Below are 22,892 nucleotides of genomic sequence, written 5' to 3'. Positions count from 1 at the left end.
TACAAAATGGGTAGAGAGTTCTCCTTAGAGAATACTCGTAACATTGGTATCATGGCTCACATCGATGCTGGTAAAACAACAACGACTGAGCGGATCCTTTATTACACAGGTCGTATCCACAAAATCGGAGAAACGCACGAAGGTGCGTCTCAGATGGACTGGATGGAGCAGGAGCAAGAGCGTGGAATCACGATCACTTCAGCTGCGACAACTGCAAGTTGGAAAGGCCACCGTGTAAACATCATCGATACTCCAGGACACGTAGACTTCACAGTAGAAGTTGAACGTTCACTTCGTGTACTTGATGGTGCTGTAACGGTTCTTGATGCACAGTCTGGTGTTGAACCACAGACTGAAACAGTTTGGCGTCAAGCGACAACATACGGCGTTCCACGTATCGTATTTGTCAACAAGATGGACAAAACTGGAGCTGACTTCCTTTACTCGGTTGGTACACTCCACGACCGTCTTCAAGCGAATGCTCACCCAATCCAATTACCGATTGGTGCGGAAGACAATTTCGAAGCAATCATCGACCTAGTCGAAATGAAAGCTAACTTCTATCCAGATGATACTGGTATGAACGTTGAAGTCGGAGAAATTCCTGAAGAATACCGTGCGGATGCAGAAAAAGCTCGCGAGCGTTTGGTTGAAGCTATCGTAGATTTCGATGAAGTACTCATGGAAAAATACCTTGGCGGAGAAGAACTCTCAGTCGAAGAACTTAAAAATGCAATCCGTAAAGCAACATTGGCTGTAGAATTCTACCCAGTTGTTTGTGGTACTGCTTTCAAAAACAAAGGAGTTCAACTTGTACTCGATGCTGTCATCGACTACTTGCCAGCTCCAACTGATCTTCCACCAATGATGGGGATCAACCCTGAAACTGAACAAGAAGAAGAGCGTAAAGCTAGCGATGAAGCACCATTCTCTGCACTTGCGTTCAAAGTTATGACTGACCCTTACGTCGGTAAACTTACATTCTTCCGTGTTTACTCAGGTGTCTTGCAGTCGGGTTCTTATATCAAGAACTCTTCAAAAGACAAGCGTGAGCGTGTAGGTCGTATCCTACAAATGCACGCTAACCACCGTGAAGAGATTTCCGAAGTTCACGCAGGAGAAATTGCTGCTGCTGTTGGACTTAAAGATACAGGAACTGGCGATACACTTTGTGACGACAAAGCATTGATCATTCTTGAATCTATGGAATTCCCTGAACCAGTTATCTCTGTTGCGATCGAGCCGAAAACAAAGGCTGACCAAGACAAAATGGGACAAGCTCTAGGTAAACTTCAAGAAGAAGATCCAACGTTCCGTGCACACACTGACCAGGAAACTGGTGAAGTCATTATCGCGGGTATGGGTGAGCTCCACTTGGATATCATCGTTGACCGTTTGAAGCGTGAATTCAAAGTTGAAGCAAACGTTGGTGCTCCTCAAGTATCGTATCGTGAAACGTTCCGTAAAGGCGCTGAAGTCGAAGGTAAATTCGTACGTCAGTCCGGTGGACGTGGACAATTCGGTCACGTTTGGATCGAATTCGAACCAAACGAAGAAGGTAAAGGATTTGAATTCAAGAACAACATCGTTGGTGGTGTAGTTCCTCGTGAATACATTCCAGCAATCGAAGCAGGTGTGCGTGACTCCCTTAATAACGGTGTTCTTGCAGGTTATCCTTTGATCGACATTAAGGCTCGTCTATTCGACGGTTCTTACCATGATGTTGACTCAAACGAAATGGCCTTCAAAATCGCAGCATCTATGGCTTTGAAAAATGCAGTATCTAAATGTGATCCAGTACTACTCGAGCCAACAATGAAAGTTGAAGTCATCATCCCAGATGAATACATGGGAGATATTATGGGTGACATCACTTCTCGTCGTGGACGCGTAGAAGGAATGGACGCACGCGGTAATGCACAAGTCGTTCGTGCAATGGTTCCTTTGGCAGAAATGTTCGGTTATGCAACATCTCTCCGTTCGAACACGCAAGGACGCGGCGTATTCTCAATGACTTTCGACCACTACGAAGAAGTACCGAAGTCAATTGCTGAAGAAGTCATCAAGAAAAATAAAGGCCAATAATTGAAATTTGGCTAAAAATCAAGTATAACTACCTTGTAAGCTATGGAAGTGAGGGTCGCGCGGCCTTCGCTCCATATCTATAAAACTAAAATCATACTCAATTTAGAGGAGGAACTCCAAAATGGCTAAAGAAAAATTCGATCGGTCCAAAACACACGCTAACGTTGGTACAATTGGTCACGTTGACCACGGTAAAACAACTTTGACTGCTGCAATCGCAACAGTACTTGCAAAGCGCGGTGGCGGTGAAGCACGTTCATACGCTGACGTTGATAACGCACCAGAAGAAAAAGAGCGTGGTATCACAATCAATACTTCACACGTTGAATACGAAACAGCAACTCGTCACTACGCACACGTAGACTGCCCAGGTCACGCCGACTATGTTAAAAACATGATCACAGGCGCTGCACAAATGGACGGCGGAATCCTAGTTGTATCTGCAGCTGACGGCCCAATGCCACAAACTCGTGAGCACATCCTTCTTTCACGTCAAGTAGGTGTACCTTACTTGGTAGTCTTCATGAACAAATGTGACATGGTAGACGACGAAGAACTTCTTGAGCTTGTTGAAATGGAAATTCGTGATCTTCTTTCTGAATACGACTTCCCTGGCGATGACATTCCTGTTATCAAAGGTTCAGCACTTAAAGCACTTGAAGGTGAAGAAGCTTGGGAAGAAAAAATTGTTGAACTTATGGACGCAGTTGATAGCTACATCCCAACTCCAGAGCGCGACACAGACAAGCCATTCATGATGCCTGTTGAGGACGTATTCTCAATCACAGGACGTGGTACAGTTGCTACTGGCCGTGTTGAGCGTGGACAAGTTAAAGTCGGCGACACTGTTGACATCATCGGTTTGACTGAAGAGCCTAAATCTACAACTGTAACAGGTGTAGAAATGTTCCGTAAACTTCTTGACTATGCTGAAGCTGGCGACAACATCGGAGCATTGCTTCGTGGTGTAGCACGTGAAGACATCGAGCGTGGACAAGTTCTTGCGAAGCCAGGTTCAATCACACCACACACTAACTTCAAATCAGAAGTTTATGTTCTATCAAAAGAAGAGGGTGGACGTCACACTCCATTCTTCTCAAACTACCGCCCACAGTTCTACTTCCGTACAACTGACGTAACTGGAATCATCTCTCTTCCAGAAGGCGTAGAAATGGTTATGCCTGGCGATAACGTTGAAATGACGATCGAACTGATCTCTCCAATCGCGATTGAAGAAGGTACTAAATTCTCAATCCGTGAAGGTGGACGTACAGTTGGAGCTGGCGTTGTAGCAACAATCGAAAAGTAAAACCTCTAAACCCGCCCTTGTGGCGGGTTTTTTTATTCTCTTTACTTATAAGGATGAACTTAATAGGCGGAGCACTTGGAATAGAATACGAAATAAGGTAGTCTTAATGCGTATAGTGGCAACGAGAGGATAGTAATAACCACTATAGAATTACTTTACGTGTTGGAGCGGATGTATAGTGCTCAGCAAATGTGAGGAATTCCCCTAAGGAAGAGAAAGTGCTCATAAAGCTCTGAGAGTGATCATAAACCATGAAAAGTGCTCATAAAGCTCTGAGAATGCTCATAAAACCATGAAAAGTGCTCATAAAGCTCTGAGAGTGCTCATAAACCATGAAAAGTGCTCATAAAGCTCCGAGAATGCTCATAAACCGGAGAAAGTGCTCATAAAGCTCGAAGAATGCTCATAAACCAAAAAAGTGCTCATAACCCCAAACACACATATCTTACAAGGTTGCTCGCACCTTAATCATTTCACGGCACTTAGAGTAATCCACCTGGGTAACAAAATTAAACAATCAAGCTAAATGATTTTAACCGAACAAACCAAAATTAATTTGTGTGATTCGCTTTTTGAGCTATTTTCTATAAAAAGAAGTTGGTACTTGATTCCTTCACTAAAATAACTAACATTAATAACCGAGAGTATAATTACAAACCGTAGTTTCCACTCATTAGCTTGTGATAATGACCAAAAACCTCATAATATAAAGTTTGTTCTAGTAAGACGAGTATAATCTCCCGCACAACACTTCAAAACCTCCTAATAAAACAACAAACCAAACTCCAATCTTATTTGACATAACATCGCAATCTAACAATTAAATTGCACCGCTAACTCCTAAACAATCACAACAAATTAGTTGCATCTATCGTCATTTCGTTTTATAATATAAAAGTTGTTAAAGAATATCGCTAAACCTATTGCGACATTCTTTTTTTATGTGTATAATGTTTAGTGTTGGTCTTTGACTGCGATGAAGCGGGAGGTTACCGACACACCCGGCCGCTTTGCCATGGCATGTGTGTGGGAAAATTTCCGTGGAGAATGTCTAGAAAATAGGCGAGAAGGAGGGAAAATAATGGCAAAACAAAAGATTCGTATCCGTTTAAAAGCTTATGATCACCGTGTGCTTGATCAGTCAGCTGAAAAGATTGTAGAAACTGCAAAGCGTTCCGGAGCTAGTGTCTCAGGTCCGATTCCATTGCCGACAGAACGTTCGGTGTACACAATTCTTCGTGCGGTCCACAAATACAAGGACTCACGTGAGCAGTTCGAAATGCGTACTCACAAGCGTCTGATCGATATCGTCAATCCGACACCACAAACTGTTGACGCATTGATGAAGCTTGACTTACCATCTGGCGTAGACATTGAAATCAAACTTTAATGGCAAACTATAATACTAAAAACAAATTAATCAGGAGGTGTGACAAATGACCAAAGGAATCTTAGGAAGAAAAGTCGGTATGACGCAAATTTTTGCTGAAAACGGCGATTTGATCCCCGTAACTGTAATTGCAGCTGCTCCAAACGTTGTTCTTCAAAAGAAGACAATCGAGACAGACGGCTACGAAGCAATTCAGCTCGGATTCGAGGACAAACGTGAAAAGCTTTCCAACAAACCAGAAATGGGACACGTTGCAAAAGCTGAAACGGCACCTAAGCGCTTCATTCGCGAATTCCGCGGAGTCGATGTAGCTGGGTACGAAGTTGGTCAGGAAGTCAAAGTCGATACATTCGCAGAAGGCGAAATCATCGATATTACAGGAGTATCAAAAGGTAAAGGTTTCCAAGGTGTTATTAAGCGCCACGGTTTCTCACGTGGACCAATGAGCCACGGATCTCGTTTCCACCGCGCACCAGGTTCAATCGGTTCGGTTGATGCTCAACGCGTATTCAAAGGTAAAAAAATGCCAGGCCGCATGGGTGGCAAAACAGTTACAATCCAAAACCTTGAAGTTGTTCGAGTTGACACAGAGCGCAACTTGTTACTAGTAAAAGGTAACGTTCCAGGTTCACGCAAATCACTCGTAGAAGTGAAAAGCGCGATTAAAGGGAACTAATTAACGAAGGAAGGAGGAAACACTAATGCCAAAAGTATCCGTAGTGAATCAAACAGGATCTGCAGCAGGCGAAATCGAATTGAATGAACATGTATTCGGAATTGAGCCGAATGAAGCAGTCCTATTCGAAGCATTGGTTCAACAACGCGCAACATTGCGTCAAGGGAACCACAAAGTAAAAACACGCGCTGAAGTAGCTGGCGGTGGTCGCAAACCATGGCGTCAAAAAGGAACAGGTCGTGCTCGTCAGGGCTCAATCAGATCTCCACAATGGCGTGGAGGCGGTATCGTATTCGGACCAACACCACGTAGCTATAGCTACAAGTTGCCGAAGAAAGTCCGTCGTCTTGCTCTTCGTTCTGCTTTGTCTTCAAAAGTACGTGACGAAGAAATGGTAGTATTAGAAGCTTTAGCTTTCGATGCACCAAAGACAAAAGAATTCACAAAAGTGCTGAAAGACTTGTCAATCAGCAAAAAAGCATTATTCGTAACAGCTGACCTTGATGAAACAGTAGCTTTGTCTGCTCGTAACATCCCAGGAATCAGCGTTGTTACTGCTAACGGTATCAATGTTCTAGACCTAGTTGGTCATGATCAACTAGTCTTGACTAAAGATGCTGTCAAAAAAATCGAGGAGGTGCTTGGTTAATGGAAGCACGTGATGTATTGAAGCGTCCGGTCATTACCGAGCGATCTTCTGAAGCAATGGAATTCAACAAGTACACTTTCGAAGTTGATACTCGCGCTAACAAAACGCACATCAAACAAGCTGTCGAAGAAATCTTCGGAGTAACAGTGGAAAAAGTGAACGTCCAGAACTACAAAGGTAAATTCAAACGCATGGGTAAACATGCTGGTTATACGAACAAACGCCGCAAAGCGATTGTTACATTAACTGCTGATTCTAAAGACATCGAACTTTTCGATATCTAATCACACTAAACGAAGGAGGGAACACAAATGGCGATTAAGAAATACAAACCTACCTCCAACGGACGCCGTAACATGACGACTTCTGATTTCGCAGAAATCACAGCAAGCAAGCCAGAAAAATCTTTGCTTGAGCCAGTCAAACGTAAAGGTGGACGTAACAACCAAGGTAGGATTACAGTTCGTCACCAAGGTGGCGGCCACAAGCGCCAATACCGTGTCATCGACTTCCAACGTCGGAAAGATGGCATACCAGGACGCGTTGCTACGATCGAATACGATCCAAACCGTTCTGCAAACATCGCATTGATTAACTATGCTGATGGAGAAAAACGTTACATCCTAGCTCCTAAAGGATTGACAGTTGGAATGACAATCATGTCAGGACCTGACGCGGACATCCGCGTAGGGAACGCACTTCCACTTGAAAACATCCCTATGGGTTCTACAATTCACAACATTGAGATGAAACCTGGTAAAGGCGGACAATTAGTTCGTTCAGCTGGTACATCTGCACAATTACTTGGTCGTGAAGGCAAATATGTCATCATCCGTTTGCAATCTGGTGAAGTTCGCATGATCTTGTCAGCTTGCCGTGCTACAATCGGTCAAGTTGGTAACGAGCAACACGAACTTATCAACATCGGTAAAGCAGGACGTTCACGCTGGATGGGTAAACGCCCAACTGTACGTGGATCTGTCATGAACCCGAACGATCACCCACACGGTGGTGGTGAAGGACGCACTCCAATCGGTCGTCCAAGCCCAGTTACACCTTGGGGCAAACCAACTCTTGGTTACAAGACTCGTTCTAAGAAAAACAAATCCGACAAACTTATCGTTCGTCGTCGCAAAAAATAATGTGATTGCACTGCGGTTCAATGACTGGACCGTAGTACAAGCGCAAAGGGAGGTAACGAAATGGGCCGCAGTTTGAAAAAAGGACCTTTTGCAGATGATCATTTGCTTAAAAAGGTTGACGCTCAAAAAGATGCACAAAAGAAACAAGTCATCAAGACTTGGTCACGTCGCTCTACAGTATTCCCATCCTTCATCGGATTAACAATTGCTGTTTATGACGGACGCAAACACGTACCTGTCTACATCACTGAAGACATGGTCGGACACAAACTAGGTGAGTTCGCACCTACCCGTACTTACAAAGGCCATGGTGCCGATGATAAGAAAACGAAACGCTAATTGAGAGGAGGAAATTCTGATGCAACAAGCTAAAGCATCTGCGCAAACAGTCCGTATTGCTCCTCGTAAAGTCCGATTAGTCGTTGATCTTATCCGGGGCAAGAAAATCGGTGAAGCTGTAGCGATTCTACGTTTGACGCCAAAAGCGGCATCACCAGTCGTGGAAAAAGTATTGAATTCAGCTATTGCTAATGCTGAGCACAACTACGAAATGAACATTGAGAACCTAATTGTTAGCGAAGTATTCGTTGATGAAGGTCCTACTATGAAACGTTTCCGTCCACGTGCGCAAGGCCGTGCGAGCGCAATCAACAAACGCACAAGCCACATCACTGTAGTGGTATCTGAAAAGAAGGAGGGATAATTCGTGGGTCAAAAAATACATCCTAACGGTCTGCGGGTCGGTATAATTCGTGACTGGGATTCGAAATGGTATGCAGAAAAAGACTATGCGACTCTCTTGCACGAAGACCTTAAAATCCGCAAATATATCGAAGCACGTTTAGTAGACGCTTCAGTTTCTAAAGTAGAAATCGAACGCGCTGCGAAGAAAGTTAACATCACTATCCACACAGCTAAACCAGGTATGGTTATCGGTAAAGGTGGTACGGAAGTCGAAGCACTTCGTAAAAACCTTAACGAAATCTCTGGCAAGCGTGTACACATTAACATCGTTGAAATTAAGCGTGCTGATCTTGACGCAAAATTGGTTGCAGAATCAATCGCTCGTCAACTAGAAAGCCGCGTATCATTCCGCCGTGCGCAAAAACAAGCAATCCAACGTACAATCCGTTCTGGAGCAAAGGGTATCAAAACTCAAGTATCCGGACGTCTTGGTGGAGCTGACATCGCGCGTGCAGAACATTACAGCGAAGGAACTGTCCCACTTCATACACTTCGTGCAGATATCGATTATGCACATGCTGAAGCTGATACAACATACGGAAAACTTGGTGTTAAAGTATGGATCTATCGTGGAGAAGTCCTTCCAGTGAAGAAGAACTCTGGGGAAGGAGGCAACTAATCATGTTAGTACCAAAGCGAGTAAAACATCGTCGTGTATTCCGCGGCAAAATGCGCGGACAGACAAAAGGCGGCGCAACGGTTCAATTCGGTGAGTTCGGCCTTCAGTCTCTTGAGGCTGCATGGATCACGAATCGTCAAATCGAATCAGCACGTATCGCAATGACACGTTACATGAAACGTGGCGGTAAAGTTTGGATCAATATTTTCCCACACAAATCGTATACTAAGAAGCCTCTCGAAGTTCGAATGGGTTCTGGTAAAGGTGCTGTTGAGGGATGGGTAGCAGTAGTAAAACCTGGCCGAGTTATGTTTGAAATCGCAGGCGTCTCTGAAGAGGTCGCTCGTGAAGCACTCCGCCTTGCAGCGCACAAACTTCCTGTTAAGTGTAAGTTTGTAAAACGTGAAGAAATTGGTGGTGAATCTAATGAAAGCTAATGAAATCCGTGACTTGACAACTGCAGAGATCGAGCAAAAAGTGAAATCACTGAAAGAAGAGCTTTTCAACCTTCGCTTCCAGTTAGCGACAGGACAATTAGAAAACACTGCACGCATCCGTGAAGTACGCAAATCGATTGCGCGCATGAAGACAGTAATACGTCAAAGAGAAATCAGTGCAAATAACTGATGAAGGAGGTTGCACCCATGACTGAGCGTAACCAACGCAAAGTATACACAGGCCGTGTTGTATCCGACAAAATGGACAAAACGGTAACGGTAATGGTAGAAACACACAAAAAGCATTCTTTGTATGGCAAGCGTGTAAAGTATTCTAAAAAATATAAAGCACATGATGAAATGAACGAAGCTAAAATCGGCGATGTAGTCCGTATTATGGAAACTCGTCCGTTGTCAGCTACAAAGCGTTTCCGCCTTCTTGAAGTAGTCGAAAAAGCGGTCATCATCTAATAACGTTCGGAACACAGTATCCGAGGGGAGGTAACCAAATTGATTCAACAGGAATCCCGCATGAAAGTCGCAGATAACTCTGGCGCACGTGAAGTGCTTACAATCAAAGTTCTTGGCGGTTCAGGTCGTAAAGTTGCGAACATCGGCGACGTTGTCGTTGTTACAGTTAAGAAAGCAACACCAGGTGGCGTTGTTAAGAAGGGTGAAGTCGTTAAAGCGGTTATCGTTCGTACTAAGAGCGGTATGCGTCGTAAAGACGGATCTTATATTACATTCGATGAGAATGCTTGTGTCATCATTCGTGACGACAAGAGCCCTCGCGGAACTCGTATTTTCGGACCAGTTGCACGCGAATTGCGCGATAACAACTTCATGAAAATCATTTCTCTTGCTCCAGAAGTACTTTAATTACAGAGCAGTGCCAATCAAGGAGGTGCAACAGAATGCACATTAAAAAAGGCGATAAAGTAAAAGTTATCTCTGGGAAAGACAAAGGAAAGACTGGTGTCATCCTTTCAGTATTCCCTAACAAAGAGCGTATCCTCGTTGAAGGCGTGAACATCGTCAAAAAGCATACAAAGCCAAACCAAGCGAATCCGCAAGGTGGTATTGTAAGCCTTGAAGCTGCAATTCACGTTTCTAACGTAATGTTTGTTGATCCTAAGTCAGGTGAACCAACACGTATCGGTTACAAGATTGAAGAAAAAACCGAAGGCGACAAGACATACCGTGTTAAGTCCCGTGTTGCGAAGAAATCCGGCGAAGTTATCGACGAGATTAGCAAAAAAGAACTCAAAAAATAACTCTCTAAGAAGGGAGGTTCTTCTGAATGAGCCGATTAAAGGATAAATACCAAAAAGAAATTACTCCTGCTCTCATGAGCAAGTTCAACTATACATCTGTAATGCAAGTACCGAAAGTTGATAAGATCGTTATCAACATGGGTGTTGGCGACGCGGTTCAAAACACAAAAGCACTTGATGCTGCTGTGGAAGACTTGACAATTATCTCAGGTCAAAAACCAGTCGTAACTAAAGCGAAGAAATCTATCGCTGGATTCCGTCTTCGTGAAGGAATGCCTATCGGAACAAAAGTTACTCTACGTGGAGAACGCATGTATGAGTTCCTGGACAAGTTGATCGCTGTATCACTTCCACGTGTACGTGACTTCCGTGGTGTATCGAATAAATCATTCGACGGACGCGGAAACTACACACTTGGTGTGAAAGAGCAACTAATTTTCCCGGAAATTGACTTCGATAAAGTGTCTAAAGTACGCGGAATGGATATCGTCATCGTTACGACTGCCAACTCAGACGAGGAAGCTCGTGAGTTGCTAGCGCAGTGCGGCATGCCGTTCCAAAAGTAAACATAAGGGAGGCGTAAAACGTGGCTAAAAAATCAATGATCGCAAAACAGAAACGTACGCCAAAGTTCCAGGTTCAAGAATATACACGTTGTGAGCGCTGTGGGCGTCCACACTCAGTATATCGGAAGTTTAAACTTTGCCGTATTTGTTTCCGCGAACTCGCATACAAAGGACAAATTCCTGGCGTTAAAAAAGCAAGCTGGTAAACCCCATTCTGGGAAGGAGGTTAATGTAATGACAATGAGTGATCCGATCGCAGATATGCTTACTCGCATTCGTAACGCCAACATGGTGCGTCACGAGAAGCTTGAAGTACCTGCTTCAAACCTTAAAAAAGAGATCGCAGAAATCCTCAAACGTGAAGGTTTCGTCCGCGACGTAGAATATGTGGAAGACAGCAAACAAGGCATCATCCGCATTTTCCTTAAATATGGTAAAAACGAAGAACGCGTAATCACTGGACTCAAGCGTATTTCTAAGCCTGGTCTTCGTGTATATGCAAAGTCAACAGAAGTGCCAAGAGTGTTGAACGGACTAGGTATCGCCCTTGTTTCAACTTCTAACGGTGTTTTGACTGATAAAGAAGCTCGTGCTAAACAAGTTGGCGGAGAAGTCGTCGCTTACGTTTGGTAATCTGTAACAATTGAATGGAGGTGCAAACAAATGTCCCGAATTGGTAAACGTCCGATTGAGGTGCCTGAAAACGTAACAGTTACGATCGATGAGAATAACTTCGTTACAGTTAAAGGACCGAAAGGCGAACTTACAAATACATTTACTAAAGACATAAAGATCGAACAGGAAGGTAACGTGATCACATTGACACGTCCATCTGAATCGAAAGAACACCGTTCGATGCACGGTACTACACGTTCGCTTCTAGCGAACATGGTTACTGGAGTATCAGCTGGTTTTGAGCGCGCGCTTGAACTAGTAGGTGTCGGGTATCGTGCTCAAATGCAAGGTAAGAAACTTGTATTGAACGTAGGTTACTCACAACCGGTTGAATTCACACCGGAAGAAGGCATTGAAGTTGAAGTGCCTGCTAACACAAAAATTATCGTTCGCGGTACTAACAAAGAACGCGTTGGTGCTCTTGCTTCTAACATCCGCAAAGTACGTCCACCAGAGCCGTATAAAGGTAAAGGTATCAAGTACGAAGGCGAAGTTGTTCGACGCAAAGAAGGTAAAACAGGTAAATAATGCCGCATAGGCATCCGGAAGGAGTGACCTCGAGTGATCACAAAACAAGATAAGAACGCTGTCCGTAGAAAACGGCATGCACGTGTCCGTACAAAGATCAACGGTACTGCTGAGCGTCCTCGCTTGAACGTATACCGTTCTAACAAACACATCTATGCACAACTTATTGATGATGCAAACGGTGTAACACTTGCAAGCGCATCTACAATGGATAAAGAATTCTCAGCGGATTCTTCTTCTAATGCAGACGCTGCTGTTAAAGTGGGCGAACTGATTGCGAAAAAAGGTGCAGAAAAGAATGTCAAAGTTGTCGTATTCGACCGCGGAGGCTATCTATACCACGGCCGCGTCAAAGCACTAGCTGACGCTGCACGCGAAAATGGACTTGAATTTTAATTAAGAAGGAGGGACATATTCCATGCGTCGTAATGAACAAAACAAAAGTGAATTCGAAGAGCGCGTAGTTACCATCAACCGCGTAGCTAAAGTTGTAAAAGGCGGACGTCGTTTCCGTTTTACTGCTCTAGTCGTTGTTGGTGATAAAAACGGCCGCGTTGGTTTCGGTACTGGGAAAGCACAAGAAGTTCCAGATGCAATCCGTAAAGCAATCGAAGATGCGAAGAAAAACCTAATCGAAGTACCAATGGTCAAAGGCACAACGCCACATCAGATCATCGGACGCTTCGGAGCAGGTCAGATTCTTATCAAACCGGCTGCACCAGGTACAGGAGTTATCGCCGGCGGACCAGTCCGTGCGGTACTTGAACTTGCAGGAATCACGGATATCCTTTCTAAATCACTTGGTTCTAACACACCAATCAACATGGTTCGTGCTACAATCCAGGGATTGACGAATTTGAAGCGTGCTGAAGATGTAGCACAGCTACGTGGTAAATCCGTAGAAGAACTGTTAGGTTAAGGGGGGAAACACAATGGCAAATAAACTTGAAATCACCCTTACTAAAAGCGTGATTGGCGCTAAGCCAGCACAACGTAAAACAGTTGAAGCTCTTGGACTTCGCAAAATGAACCAAACGGTTGAGCACCAGGATAATGTCGCAATTCGCGGCATGGTCAACAAGGTCAGCCATTTGGTAACTGTCAGCGAACAATAATCAGTTATTCTTGAATAAGGAGGTGCCGAAAGATGAAATTACACGAAATGAAACCTGCAGAAGGTGCTCGTAAAGAACGTAAACGTGTTGGTCGTGGTATGGGATCTGGATCAGGTAAAACATCTGGTAGAGGTCATAATGGTCAAAACTCACGTTCGGGCGGCGGTGTACGTCTTGGATTTGAAGGTGGGCAACTTCCACTATTCCAACGTCTTCCTAAGCGCGGATTTACGAACATTAATCGTAAAGAATATGCCATCGTAAATCTTGAAACGTTAAATCGTTTTGATGAAGGCACAGAAGTAACACCAGAATTGTTGATTGAAACAGGAATCGTGAGCAATGAAAAATCCGGTATTAAGATTCTTGGTAATGGGACTCTTGAGAAGAAGATTACTGTCAGAGCTCATAAATTCTCTGCTTCTGCTAAAGAAGCGATCGAGAAAGCGGGCGGGCAAGTCGAGGTGGTATAATGTTTCAGACAATCTCAAACTTCATGCGAGTAAAAGAGATACGGTCTAAAATAATTTTCACACTGCTAATGCTCATCGTATTCCGTCTCGGTACGTTTGTCACGGTACCGAACGTGGATGCGACTGCGCTCCAGCAATCGGACAATCAATTCATTGGATTTTTGAACATTTTTGGTGGAGGAGCACTTTCTAAGTTCTCAATCTTTGCCATGGGAATCATGCCGTACATCACTGCGTCAATCATCGTGCAACTTTTGCAGATGGACGTTGTGCCGAAATTTTCTGAGTGGGCAAAACAAGGGGATGTCGGAAGACGTAAACTTGCACAATTCACTCGTTATTTCACCATGATTCTTGCGTTCATCCAAGCGATTGCAATGTCATTTGGATTTAACCAGATGTTCCAAGGGAGACTTGTTGAAGATAACGGAGTTTCGACATATATTGTCATCGCTCTAGTGTTAACAGCAGGTACCGCTTTTCTTCTCTGGCTCGGGGAGCAGATTACAGCGAAAGGTGTCGGTAATGGTATTTCAATCATTATCTTCGCCGGAATCGTTGCTGCCATTCCGAATGCAGTCAACCAATTGTATGTGTCACAGATCCAAGATGCTGGGGATGCTTTGTTCATCCGCATTGCGATGATGGTTCTGTTACTTGTTGCAGTTATTGCAATTACAGTTGGCGTGATCTACTTCCAAGAAGCATTGCGTAAAATTCCGATTCAATATGCAAAACGGGTGACGGGTCGTGGGCAGTCTTCTGCCGGACAACAAACGCACCTACCATTGAAATTGAACGCTGCAGGGGTTATCCCGGTCATCTTTGCGGTTGCGTTCTTTACAACGCCGCAATTACTTGGCACGTTCTTCAGTGACAACAGTACTGTTGCTGCTATAACGCGAGTGCTCAACTACTCGCATCCAGCCGGCATGGCACTGTATATCGGTCTGATCGTTGCCTTCACGTATTTCTACGCATTTGTTCAGGTTAATCCTGAGAATGTCGCAGACAACTTGAAGAAACAAGGGGCATATATCCCAGGGATTCGTCCTGGTCAGAACACACAGGACTATTTGACAAGCACGCTTTATCGACTAACTTTTGTTGGTTCGATTTTCCTTGCTACTGTCGCAGTTCTTCCGATTATTATTATTGAAATTGCAAATCTTCCACAGTCCGCTCAAATCGGTGGTACTAGTTTGCTAATTGTTGTCGGGGTTGCCCTCGAAACAATGAAGCAGCTTGAATCGCAATTGGTTAAGCGTCACTACAGAGGATTTATGAAATAAATTCAAGTGAAGAGTTTCTCCACTTGAATATCCATGGAGGGCAAGGCGTATGAACATCGTATTAATGGGTCTGCCTGGTGCCGGTAAAGGAACTCAGGCCGACAAAATTGTCGAGAAGTACGGAATCCCTCATATTTCTACAGGCGATATGTTCCGTGCTGCAATTCAAGAAGGCACGGAACTTGGAGTCAAAGCTAAATCGTTTATGGATCAAGGAGCACTTGTTCCTGATGAAGTTACGATTGGTATTGTCAGTGAGCGTCTTCGCAAACCTGACTGTGATAACGGTTTTCTATTAGATGGTTTTCCACGTACTGTCCCTCAAGCGGAAGCGCTTGATGGCATACTTGAGGGAATATCTCGGAAAATCGAACATGCACTCAACATCCAGGTAGACAAAGAACTCCTTGTTGCTCGGCTAACGGGTCGCCGGATCTGTAAAGTTTGTGGAACGTCTTACCACCTAGAATTCAATCCACCAAAGGTTGAAGGCATATGTGATAAAGACGGAGGCGAACTGTATCAAAGAGCTGATGACAATCCGGAAACTGTCACAAACCGTCTGGAAGTAAATATGAAACAATCTGCACCGCTACTATCGTTCTACGATGGAAAAGGCGTGCTGACAAACATTAATGGTCAGCAGGACATTAATGACGTATTTCACGACGTGGATGCTGTGTTAACAACTCAGGTTCACTAAGCCTTTCCGAAGCATGCAGACGTCAGGGCATCACGTCCGGCAGCGTTCTGCTGTACGGAAGGAGCATTTGATTAGATTGAGCTGCAAAAGCACTTGATGCTAGGCTGAAAATCGAAAACATTCGACAGTTGAACGCTCAATACTTCACACATGCATTTTCTTGTTTTTCGGAGTATAATGTGTTGATGTGAGTGGGTTTGTTGTCATAGGATGAACAGATCAGTAGCAAACTGTCGGTCATGTTTGTACCGATTTGAAGTTCCACACAACATGTCGGGACCGGCAAACTAGTATGAAATGTGATTTGCGTCTTTTCGAACATCACTCGCGCATACCGGACATATGTTGAAGGAGCTTGTAAAGCGACTGATGATGCTTGTTGGTGAGGGCCTTTATAGGATATAGAAGGGAGACTGAGCTGATGGCGAAAGATGACGTAATCGAAATTGAAGGTACTGTAATAGATACGTTGCCAAATGCGATGTTCAAAGTGGAACTGGAAAACGGACATACTGTGCTTGCACATGTATCCGGTAAAATCCGTATGCACTTCATCCGCATTTTGCCTGGTGATAAAGTGACAATTGAATTGTCGCCTTATGACTTAACACGTGGTCGCATCACATACCGTTTCAAATAAACTTTTGCACTCCGGACTAATGAAGGAGGTTGGGTAAGATGAAAGTAAGACCATCTGTAAAACCGATCTGCGAAAAATGCAAAGTTATTCGCAGACGCGGCCGAGTAATGGTAATCTGTGAAAATCCAAAGCACAAACAGCGTCAAGGATAATATAAAGGAGGTGCGCAACCTATATGGCACGTATTGCTGGTGTAGACGTACCGCGCGATAAGCGCGTTGTAATTTCATTGACTTACATCTACGGAATTGGGAAAACGACAGCACAGAAAGTTCTTGCTGCAGCTGAAGTTTCAGAAGAGACACGCGTTCGTGATTTAACTGACGTGGAACTCGACAAAATCCGTGAACAATTAGATGCATTGAAAGTTGAAGGGGATCTTCGCCGTGAAACTTCACTTAACATCAAACGTTTGATGGAAATCGGAAGCTTCCGTGGAATCCGTCACCGTCGTGGATTGCCTGTACGCGGACAAAACACAAAAAACAATGCACGTACTCGTAAAGGTCCTAAGCGGACTGTAGCAAACAAAAAGAAATAATAGGTAAAGGAGGTATTTTCGAACATGGCTCGTAAACAACAAACTCGTAAACGTCGTGTAAAAAAGAATATTGAATCCGGGATTGCACATATCCGCTCGACGTTCAACAATACTATCGTAACGATTACTGACACACACGGAAATGCACTTTCATGGTCTAGTGCTGGTGCACTTGGTTTCCGCGGATCACGTAAATCGACTCCATTTGCGGCTCAAATGGCTGCAGAAACAGCTGCGAAGTCTTCAATGGAACACGGTCTTAAAACGTTGGAAGTTACTGTTAAAGGACCTGGTGCAGGACGTGAAGCTGCGATTCGTTCACTACAAGCTGCTGGTCTTGAAGTAACAGCAATCCGTGACGTAACCCCTGTTCCGCACAACGGATGCCGTCCTCCAAAACGTCGTCGTGTATAATGGTTTCTATTCCAATTGATTGAGAAACACAATTTTTGGTAAGAATGAATTGTGCGATTGCATTTTGCTGTCTATAAAAATCGATTTCAATAAGGAACGACCCACACAGACGTTTTGAAGGAGGGTAAATGAATGATCGAGATTGAGAAACCGAAGATTGAAACCGTTATGGTTGCTGAAAATTCCATGTTTGGTAAGTTTGTTATCGAACCATTGGAACGAGGCTATGGAAACACTTTAGGGAATTCATTACGCCGCGTCCTGTTGTCTTCTCTGCCTGGAGCTGCCGTAACATCGATTCAAATCGATGGCGTTCTTCACGAGTTCTCAACAGTTGAAGGCATTGTAGAAGATGTAGCTACTATTATTCTAAATGTGAAGCAATTAGCCCTTAAAATCTATTCTGATGACGAAAAAGTGATCGAGATAGATGTCAAAGGCGAAGGTGTGGTAACTGCTGCTGATATTACTCATGATAGTGATGTAGAAGTATTGAATCCGAATCTTAAAATTGCAACACTTGGGAAAAATGGTCACCTCCGTATGCGCATGTATGCAGTACGAGGAAGAGGCTATGCTCCTTCAGTACAAAACAAGCGTGATGACCTTGCGATTGGTGTTATTCCAATCGATTCTATCTACACACCAGTATCTCGTGTAAACTTCCAGGTTGAAAATACCCGGGTTGGTCAAAGTACAAACTTTGATAAGTTAACACTAGATGTTTGGACAGATGGTAGTATTGGTCCTAAAGAATCTGTTTCGCTAGGTGCTAAAATCCTTACGGAACATTTAAATATTTTTGTCGGTATGACAGACGAAGCACAAACTGCAGAAATCATGGTAGAAAAAGAAGAAGACCAAAAGGAAAAAGTTCTTGAGATGACTATCGAAGAATTGGATCTTTCTGTTCGTTCTTACAACTGCCTAAAGCGTGCAGGCATCAATACCGTTATGGAACTTGCTAACAAGTCCGAGGACGAAATGATGAAAGTGCGAAATCTTGGCCGAAAGTCACTTGAAGAAGTAAAGCTGAAATTGGAAGAGTTGAATCTAGGATTACGCTCTGAAGATTGAAAGCAGAATTAGATTGAAGGAGGGAATCTTCTATGGGTTACAGAAAACTTGGACGCACAAGTTCACAGCGTAAAGCGATGCTACGGGACCTGGCAACAGACCTAATCATCCATGAACGCATCCAAACAACGGAAGCACGTGCGAAAGAGCTTCGTTCAGTTGTTGAAAAAATGATCACACTTGGTAAGCGTGGGGACTTGCATGCACGCCGTCAGGTTGCTGAATTCATCCGCCGTGAAGTAATTCTTGGTACAGATGATGAAGGTAAGGAAACTAAAACGTTTGCTATCCAAAAGTTATTTGATGATGTTGCACCGCGCTACGCAGAACGCCAGGGCGGATACACACGAATCATGAAGATGGGACCGCGCCGTGGAGACGGAGCACCTGTTGTAGTCATCGAACTCGTGTAAGGAACTTGGGGGTGTGACTGGCGACAGCCACACCCTCTTTCCACATAATGATTTATACGACAATATGAAAAGCTGAGTGTTACGATCGACAGATTTTTTGTTCGGTCTAGCTCTACGCATCTCATCCGCGATGACGGCTTGAGCACCCGGCATCGAACCATTTTGCTGCGCATTCTTCGGATGAGATGCGCGCTTTTTTTATTTAAAGAAATCTTTGATTGGATTTCTAGTTATACATACATAAGCTCACAAGAAAAGAGGCGGTAGTGGATGCGGGAAGTTTTGTCGTTGGACGGTGTATCTTTTGCATATGAAACAGAAGAAGACGTTTTCGTACAAGCTGTCCAAGACGTCTCCTTTACGGTTCGTGACGGGGAATGGGTGTCGATTGTCGGACATAATGGTTCTGGTAAATCGACGCTAGCCAAATTGATGATTGGCTTACTTTTTCCAGCTACCGGGTCGGTTAATGTCTTTTTGGATCCATTGACAGAGGATAATCTATGGGTCGTTCGTTCGCAACTAGGCGTTGTGTTTCAAAATCCGGATAATCAGTTTGTTGGTGCTACGGTGCAGGATGATGTTGCATTTGCATTAGAGAACAATGGTGTTTCTTACGAGGACATGCAAATTCGTGTGAAAGAAGCGCTCTCCGATGTCGGGATGTCTGGCTATCATAACCACGAACCCCATCATTTATCTGGCGGACAAAAGCAACGCGTGGCGATTGCTGGGGCCCTTGCGATGAATCCAAAAATCTTGATATTGGACGAAGCCACATCGATGTTGGACCCTCAAGGTCGAAGTGAAGTTATTGAATTGATTACTACGTTACGAAGCACTACTGGACTTACTGTCATTTCTATCACTCATGACTTGGAAGAGGTCCTTCTAGCAGATCGTGTTTTCGTCATGAACCAGGGGAAACTTGCTGCTTCTGGGACACCGACCTCTATCTTTGAACAAGGAACTAAACTTCAAGAGCATGGACTCGATTTGCCATTTGCTCTTCGTCTCTCACAGTTGTTGAGACACACAGGAATGCCGCTAGTAGGCGATCATATGTCAGAAAAAGAGTTGGTGAACGAGTTATGGACATCTCATTTCAACAAGTGAATTTCGCGTATGCACCGAATACTCCTTTTGAAAAGAAAGCGCTACATGACATCAATGCTTCGATTAAATCAGGCTCGTATACAGCTGTGATTGGTCATACTGGTTCTGGGAAGTCTACATTGCTACTTCACTTAAATGGATTACTGAAGCCTACGGAAGGCACCGTACAGGTTGGTGACACGCTCATTACCTCGGAAACTAAAGGGAAAGCACTACGTAATGTCCGACGGAATGTCGGAATCGTCTTCCAGTTTCCTGAGCATCAGTTATTCGAAGAGACTGTGGAAAAAGATATTATGTTCGGCCCGTTGAACTTCGGTATTCCTGAAGAGGAAGCCAGAGCGCGGGCACACGAACTAATCGAGATGCTAGGCTTGCCTAAAGAGGTTGCAAAAAAGTCACCGTTTGAACTATCAGGTGGTCAGATGAGACGGGTTGCGATTGCAGGCGTTCTTGCGTTTAACCCATCCGTTCTAATATTAGATGAACCGACAGCAGGACTCGATCCACAAGGGCGCCGTGAAATTATGGAGCTGTTTGAACGGTTTCACAAAGAAGAGGGCCTGACTACGGTTTTAGTTACCCACAGTATGGAAGATGCTGCCCGCTACGCAGAGCATGTTATCGTGATGCATGAAGGTCATGCTGTGCTCGATGGGCCCCCTGAAGAGGTATTGACAGATGCAGAGCAACTTGCAATGTATCGCTTGGAATTGCCTCGTTCAGTGCGATTTCAAAGAGACTTCGAACGATTGGTTCATCATAAGTTGCCGAAACCTGCGCTCACGGAAGAGCAACTTGCCGTAATGATTGCTGAGCTTGCTAAAGAAATGGGTGAGCCGAAATGATGGAGAAGATGATTTTTGGTCGCTATTTACCCGGAGATTCGATTACGTATCGCCTGGATCCTAGATCCAAGCTCATTTTCATATTCTTGTTCATCTTCGCAGTTTTTCTGGCGAATAATACCGTGACCTATGCTATTTTACTTACGTTTACAGTTTTTGTTATTCTTCTCTCAAAAATACGAATTCCATTTTTGTTAGGTGGACTCAAACCGATTCTGTTTCTCGTGGTATTTACACTTCTTATGCATTTGTTTCTTACGCGTGAGGGCGACGTCCTCTTCCAGTGGAAGTTCATCACGATTTATGAAGAAGGATTGCGTCAAGGTATTTACATTTCGTTACGATTTTTAATTTTAGTATTGATGACAACCGTACTCACACTGACTACCTCGCCTATATCGATTACAGATGGGGTGGAAACACTTCTCAATCCGCTGAAAAGGCTGAAGCTACCTGTGCATGAGCTCGCTATGATGATGTCGATTGCTTTGAGATTCATTCCTACCTTAATGGATGAAACCGACAAAATCTTGAAAGCGCAACTTGCCCGTGGCTCGGATATCAGTTCGGGGAGTATTCAGCAACGAGTAAAAGCAGTGATTCCATTACTCGTTCCATTGTTTGTAAGTGCGTTCAAACGTGCTGAAGATCTGGCGGTTGCGATGGAAGTGCGCGGTTACCGTGGAGGAGAAGGTCGGACACGGTTTCGGAAGTTGCAGTGGAAAACGAGCGACACAATGGTCCTTGTTTTGCTAGGTGTACTCTCCGCGATCATGCTGTATTTCAGAGGGTAAAGGAGGACACGCATGATGCGTATAAAAGCTACGGTTGCATATGACGGTACTCAATTTTCTGGTTACCAATCTCAACCTAAAATGCGGACGGTGCAGTCGGATATTGACAAAGCCCTTCGTAAGATGCATAAGGATGATTCAATTCATAGCGTGGCAAGTGGAAGAACAGATGCTGGGGTGCATGCCTGGGGACAAGTAATCCATTTTGACACGCCTCTCAATTTGACTGAAGACAGTTGGCTAATGGCATTGAATGTTTTGCTGCCTAAAGATATCCGCATCCTATCTGCCCAACCTGTAAGTGAGGATTTTCATGCGCGTTATTCCGCAAAAGGAAAAACATATCAATATCGTTGGACAAGGAAACCTATCCAAAGTCCATTTGACCGCAATTATTCAGTTCACTTAGGCAAATGGAACCCAGACCTTAAACGGATGCAAGAAGGAGCGATGCATTTGCTCGGCAAGCATGACTTCACGAGCTTTTGTTCATCCCAAACAGCAACGTCAAATAAGGTTCGGACAATTCGTCTACTTGAAATTGAAGAAAAAGGCGATGATCTCATTTTAACAATTGAAGGAGACGGCTTTTTATATAACATGGTGCGCACGATTGCAGGTGTCCTTTATGCTGTTGGAATCGGATGGGATGAGCCGCACGAAGTGGCTGAAATCTTAGAGGCCCGTGACCGTAAACGTGCCGGTAAAACCGCACCAGCACACGGTTTGTATTTGATGAGTGTTACGTATGGAGAGTAAAGCAACTTTTCCAGGTGTTTATATGAAAACTGCTTGACTTTCTTGACGAGAACCGGTAAGATAATATTTGGTATTTCAATAACCCCACAAAAAGCCCCGAAAGTTTATTTGTGTTTAGGGATAGAGAAAACGGAACAGACTGATATTCATTTAGGAGGATATGAAACTATGCGTACAACATTCATGGCTAAAGGCCACGAAGTAGAGCGAAAATGGCTCCTAGTAGACGCTGAAGGCCAAACGCTTGGACGTCTTGCTTCAGAAGTCGCTACATTGCTTCGCGGTAAACATAAACCGACATTCACACCAAACGTTGATACAGGTGACCACGTGATCATCATCAATGCTGAAAAGATTCAACTTACAGGTAACAAATTGAAAGACAAGAAATATTACCGTCACTCAGGTTACACTGGTAGCCTTAAGTCTCGTACAGCGCTTGAAATGCGTACTAACTATTCAACAAAAATGCTCGAACTAGCTATCAAGGGAATGCTTCCAAAAGGTCCACTTGGTCGTCAAACAGCTAAAAAGCTTCACGTTTTCGCTGGAGCAGAGCATACTCATGCAGCACAAAAACCTGAAGCATTTGAGCTTCGCGGGTAATTAAGAG

Annotated in this window: 36 protein-coding genes; all 36 read left to right on the top strand. The window is 44.1% G+C overall.

Features of this window, described 5'->3' with window-relative positions; translation table 11 throughout:
• Positions 1-6 precede the first annotated feature (6 nt).
• The 36 genes from fusA to rplM all read left to right on the top strand — a co-directional run bounded on the left by fusA (position 7) and on the right by rplM (position 22,885).
• Complete coding sequence (gene fusA / locus M3197_RS09920; protein WP_251661162.1) at positions 7-2,085, top strand: elongation factor G; 2,079 nt, start codon at positions 7-9, stop codon at positions 2,083-2,085.
• Positions 2,086-2,206: 121 nt separating this feature from the next.
• Positions 2,207-3,394: an elongation factor Tu gene (gene tuf / locus M3197_RS09915; RefSeq protein WP_251661159.1), complete on the top strand. Its 1,188-nt coding sequence runs from the start codon at positions 2,207-2,209 to the stop codon at positions 3,392-3,394.
• Positions 3,395-4,475: 1,081 nt separating this feature from the next.
• Positions 4,476-4,784: a 30S ribosomal protein S10 gene (gene rpsJ, locus M3197_RS09910; protein ID WP_025783865.1), complete on the top strand. Its 309-nt coding sequence runs from the start codon at positions 4,476-4,478 to the stop codon at positions 4,782-4,784.
• Between the two features lie 46 nt (positions 4,785-4,830).
• Positions 4,831-5,460, top strand: a complete 630-nt coding sequence (rplC, locus tag M3197_RS09905; RefSeq protein ID WP_025783864.1) for a 50S ribosomal protein L3 — start codon at positions 4,831-4,833, stop codon at positions 5,458-5,460.
• Between the two features lie 25 nt (positions 5,461-5,485).
• Positions 5,486-6,109: a 50S ribosomal protein L4 gene (gene rplD, locus M3197_RS09900; protein WP_025783863.1), complete on the top strand. Its 624-nt coding sequence runs from the start codon at positions 5,486-5,488 to the stop codon at positions 6,107-6,109.
• Entirely contained in the window at positions 6,109-6,393 is a 285-nt protein-coding gene (rplW, locus tag M3197_RS09895; RefSeq protein WP_040285484.1) for a 50S ribosomal protein L23, read from the top strand. Before rplD ends, rplW begins: the two co-directional genes overlap by 1 nt.
• Positions 6,394-6,420: 27 nt before the next feature.
• On the top strand, positions 6,421-7,251 hold the full coding sequence (rplB, locus tag M3197_RS09890; RefSeq protein WP_251661157.1) for a 50S ribosomal protein L2: 831 nt from the start codon (positions 6,421-6,423) through the stop codon (positions 7,249-7,251).
• A 60-nt stretch (positions 7,252-7,311) separates the two neighbouring features.
• Entirely contained in the window at positions 7,312-7,590 is a 279-nt protein-coding gene (gene rpsS / locus M3197_RS09885) for a 30S ribosomal protein S19 (RefSeq protein ID WP_040285486.1), read from the top strand.
• A gap of 19 nt (positions 7,591-7,609) precedes the next feature.
• Entirely contained in the window at positions 7,610-7,954 is a 345-nt protein-coding gene (gene rplV, locus M3197_RS09880; protein WP_025783859.1) for a 50S ribosomal protein L22, read from the top strand.
• A 3-nt stretch (positions 7,955-7,957) separates the two neighbouring features.
• Positions 7,958-8,614: a 30S ribosomal protein S3 gene (rpsC, locus tag M3197_RS09875; RefSeq protein WP_251661155.1), complete on the top strand. Its 657-nt coding sequence runs from the start codon at positions 7,958-7,960 to the stop codon at positions 8,612-8,614.
• A 2-nt stretch (positions 8,615-8,616) separates the two neighbouring features.
• The gene (gene rplP, locus M3197_RS09870; protein WP_025783857.1) at positions 8,617-9,051 is read left to right on the top strand and encodes a 50S ribosomal protein L16; all 435 of its coding nucleotides are present in this window, start codon (positions 8,617-8,619) and stop codon (positions 9,049-9,051) included.
• Positions 9,041-9,241, top strand: a complete 201-nt coding sequence (rpmC, locus tag M3197_RS09865) for a 50S ribosomal protein L29 (RefSeq protein WP_025783856.1) — start codon at positions 9,041-9,043, stop codon at positions 9,239-9,241. The genes rplP and rpmC overlap by 11 nt, the downstream gene beginning before the upstream one ends.
• A 17-nt stretch (positions 9,242-9,258) precedes the next feature.
• A complete protein-coding gene (rpsQ, locus tag M3197_RS09860) occupies positions 9,259-9,522 on the top strand; it encodes a 30S ribosomal protein S17 (RefSeq protein WP_025783855.1) in 264 nt (87 codons plus the stop codon).
• Positions 9,523-9,561: 39 nt separating this feature from the next.
• Complete coding sequence (rplN, locus tag M3197_RS09855; RefSeq protein WP_251661154.1) at positions 9,562-9,930, top strand: 50S ribosomal protein L14; 369 nt, start codon at positions 9,562-9,564, stop codon at positions 9,928-9,930.
• Between the two features lie 35 nt (positions 9,931-9,965).
• Positions 9,966-10,325, top strand: coding sequence for a 50S ribosomal protein L24 (gene rplX, locus M3197_RS09850; protein WP_251661152.1), 360 nt, complete (start codon positions 9,966-9,968; stop codon positions 10,323-10,325).
• 26 nt (positions 10,326-10,351) lie between these two features.
• A complete protein-coding gene (gene rplE / locus M3197_RS09845) occupies positions 10,352-10,891 on the top strand; it encodes a 50S ribosomal protein L5 (RefSeq protein WP_025783852.1) in 540 nt (179 codons plus the stop codon).
• A gap of 20 nt (positions 10,892-10,911) precedes the next feature.
• Positions 10,912-11,097, top strand: a complete 186-nt coding sequence (rpsN, locus tag M3197_RS09840) for a 30S ribosomal protein S14 (RefSeq protein WP_025783851.1) — start codon at positions 10,912-10,914, stop codon at positions 11,095-11,097.
• Between the two features lie 28 nt (positions 11,098-11,125).
• Positions 11,126-11,524 (top strand): 30S ribosomal protein S8, encoded by a 399-nt coding sequence (gene rpsH / locus M3197_RS09835; RefSeq protein ID WP_025783850.1) that lies wholly within the window; start codon positions 11,126-11,128, stop codon positions 11,522-11,524.
• A gap of 30 nt (positions 11,525-11,554) precedes the next feature.
• Positions 11,555-12,094, top strand: a complete 540-nt coding sequence (gene rplF, locus M3197_RS09830; RefSeq protein WP_025783849.1) for a 50S ribosomal protein L6 — start codon at positions 11,555-11,557, stop codon at positions 12,092-12,094.
• A gap of 33 nt (positions 12,095-12,127) precedes the next feature.
• Positions 12,128-12,490, top strand: a complete 363-nt coding sequence (gene rplR / locus M3197_RS09825) for a 50S ribosomal protein L18 (RefSeq protein WP_251661151.1) — start codon at positions 12,128-12,130, stop codon at positions 12,488-12,490.
• Between the two features lie 22 nt (positions 12,491-12,512).
• Positions 12,513-13,013 carry a 30S ribosomal protein S5 gene (gene rpsE / locus M3197_RS09820; protein WP_025783847.1) on the top strand — a complete coding sequence of 167 codons (501 nt, stop codon included), beginning with the start codon at positions 12,513-12,515 and terminating at the stop codon, positions 13,011-13,013.
• Positions 13,014-13,026: 13 nt separating this feature from the next.
• Positions 13,027-13,209 carry a 50S ribosomal protein L30 gene (gene rpmD, locus M3197_RS09815; protein WP_025783846.1) on the top strand — a complete coding sequence of 61 codons (183 nt, stop codon included), beginning with the start codon at positions 13,027-13,029 and terminating at the stop codon, positions 13,207-13,209.
• Between the two features lie 32 nt (positions 13,210-13,241).
• Positions 13,242-13,682 (top strand): 50S ribosomal protein L15, encoded by a 441-nt coding sequence (rplO, locus tag M3197_RS09810; protein WP_025783845.1) that lies wholly within the window; start codon positions 13,242-13,244, stop codon positions 13,680-13,682.
• Positions 13,682-14,974, top strand: a complete 1,293-nt coding sequence (gene secY / locus M3197_RS09805) for a preprotein translocase subunit SecY (protein WP_251661150.1) — start codon at positions 13,682-13,684, stop codon at positions 14,972-14,974. The genes rplO and secY overlap by 1 nt, the downstream gene beginning before the upstream one ends.
• A gap of 49 nt (positions 14,975-15,023) precedes the next feature.
• Positions 15,024-15,677: an adenylate kinase gene (locus M3197_RS09800; protein WP_251661148.1), complete on the top strand. Its 654-nt coding sequence runs from the start codon at positions 15,024-15,026 to the stop codon at positions 15,675-15,677.
• 421 nt (positions 15,678-16,098) lie between these two features.
• Positions 16,099-16,317, top strand: coding sequence for a translation initiation factor IF-1 (gene infA / locus M3197_RS09795; RefSeq protein ID WP_025783842.1), 219 nt, complete (start codon positions 16,099-16,101; stop codon positions 16,315-16,317).
• A 38-nt stretch (positions 16,318-16,355) separates the two neighbouring features.
• Positions 16,356-16,469, top strand: a complete 114-nt coding sequence (gene rpmJ / locus M3197_RS09790) for a 50S ribosomal protein L36 (protein WP_076758849.1) — start codon at positions 16,356-16,358, stop codon at positions 16,467-16,469.
• 23 nt (positions 16,470-16,492) lie between these two features.
• The gene (rpsM, locus tag M3197_RS09785; RefSeq protein WP_251661146.1) at positions 16,493-16,858 is read left to right on the top strand and encodes a 30S ribosomal protein S13; all 366 of its coding nucleotides are present in this window, start codon (positions 16,493-16,495) and stop codon (positions 16,856-16,858) included.
• A 24-nt stretch (positions 16,859-16,882) separates the two neighbouring features.
• The gene (gene rpsK / locus M3197_RS09780; RefSeq protein ID WP_025783840.1) at positions 16,883-17,272 is read left to right on the top strand and encodes a 30S ribosomal protein S11; all 390 of its coding nucleotides are present in this window, start codon (positions 16,883-16,885) and stop codon (positions 17,270-17,272) included.
• Between the two features lie 132 nt (positions 17,273-17,404).
• Positions 17,405-18,349: a DNA-directed RNA polymerase subunit alpha gene (locus tag M3197_RS09775; RefSeq protein ID WP_251661143.1), complete on the top strand. Its 945-nt coding sequence runs from the start codon at positions 17,405-17,407 to the stop codon at positions 18,347-18,349.
• 32 nt (positions 18,350-18,381) lie between these two features.
• Entirely contained in the window at positions 18,382-18,762 is a 381-nt protein-coding gene (gene rplQ / locus M3197_RS09770; RefSeq protein ID WP_025783838.1) for a 50S ribosomal protein L17, read from the top strand.
• A 270-nt stretch (positions 18,763-19,032) separates the two neighbouring features.
• Positions 19,033-19,878 (top strand): energy-coupling factor ABC transporter ATP-binding protein, encoded by an 846-nt coding sequence (locus tag M3197_RS09765; RefSeq protein WP_251661141.1) that lies wholly within the window; start codon positions 19,033-19,035, stop codon positions 19,876-19,878.
• Positions 19,854-20,726 (top strand): energy-coupling factor ABC transporter ATP-binding protein, encoded by an 873-nt coding sequence (locus M3197_RS09760; protein ID WP_251661139.1) that lies wholly within the window; start codon positions 19,854-19,856, stop codon positions 20,724-20,726. Before M3197_RS09765 ends, M3197_RS09760 begins: the two co-directional genes overlap by 25 nt.
• A complete protein-coding gene (locus M3197_RS09755; protein ID WP_251661137.1) occupies positions 20,723-21,520 on the top strand; it encodes an energy-coupling factor transporter transmembrane component T family protein in 798 nt (265 codons plus the stop codon). Before M3197_RS09760 ends, M3197_RS09755 begins: the two co-directional genes overlap by 4 nt.
• Positions 21,521-21,532: 12 nt before the next feature.
• Positions 21,533-22,279, top strand: a complete 747-nt coding sequence (truA, locus tag M3197_RS09750) for a tRNA pseudouridine(38-40) synthase TruA (RefSeq protein ID WP_251661135.1) — start codon at positions 21,533-21,535, stop codon at positions 22,277-22,279.
• Positions 22,280-22,447: 168 nt separating this feature from the next.
• Complete coding sequence (gene rplM, locus M3197_RS09745; RefSeq protein ID WP_025783833.1) at positions 22,448-22,885, top strand: 50S ribosomal protein L13; 438 nt, start codon at positions 22,448-22,450, stop codon at positions 22,883-22,885.
• Positions 22,886-22,892: the final 7 nt, after the last annotated feature.

Origin of the sequence: Sporosarcina aquimarina (genome assembly GCF_023715615.1) — a bacterium.
GTDB lineage: Bacteria > Bacillota > Bacilli > Bacillales_A > Planococcaceae > Sporosarcina > Sporosarcina aquimarina_A.
The sequence above is the reverse complement of the archived record's forward strand: the minus strand, read 5'-3'. Positions and strand labels throughout refer to the sequence as shown.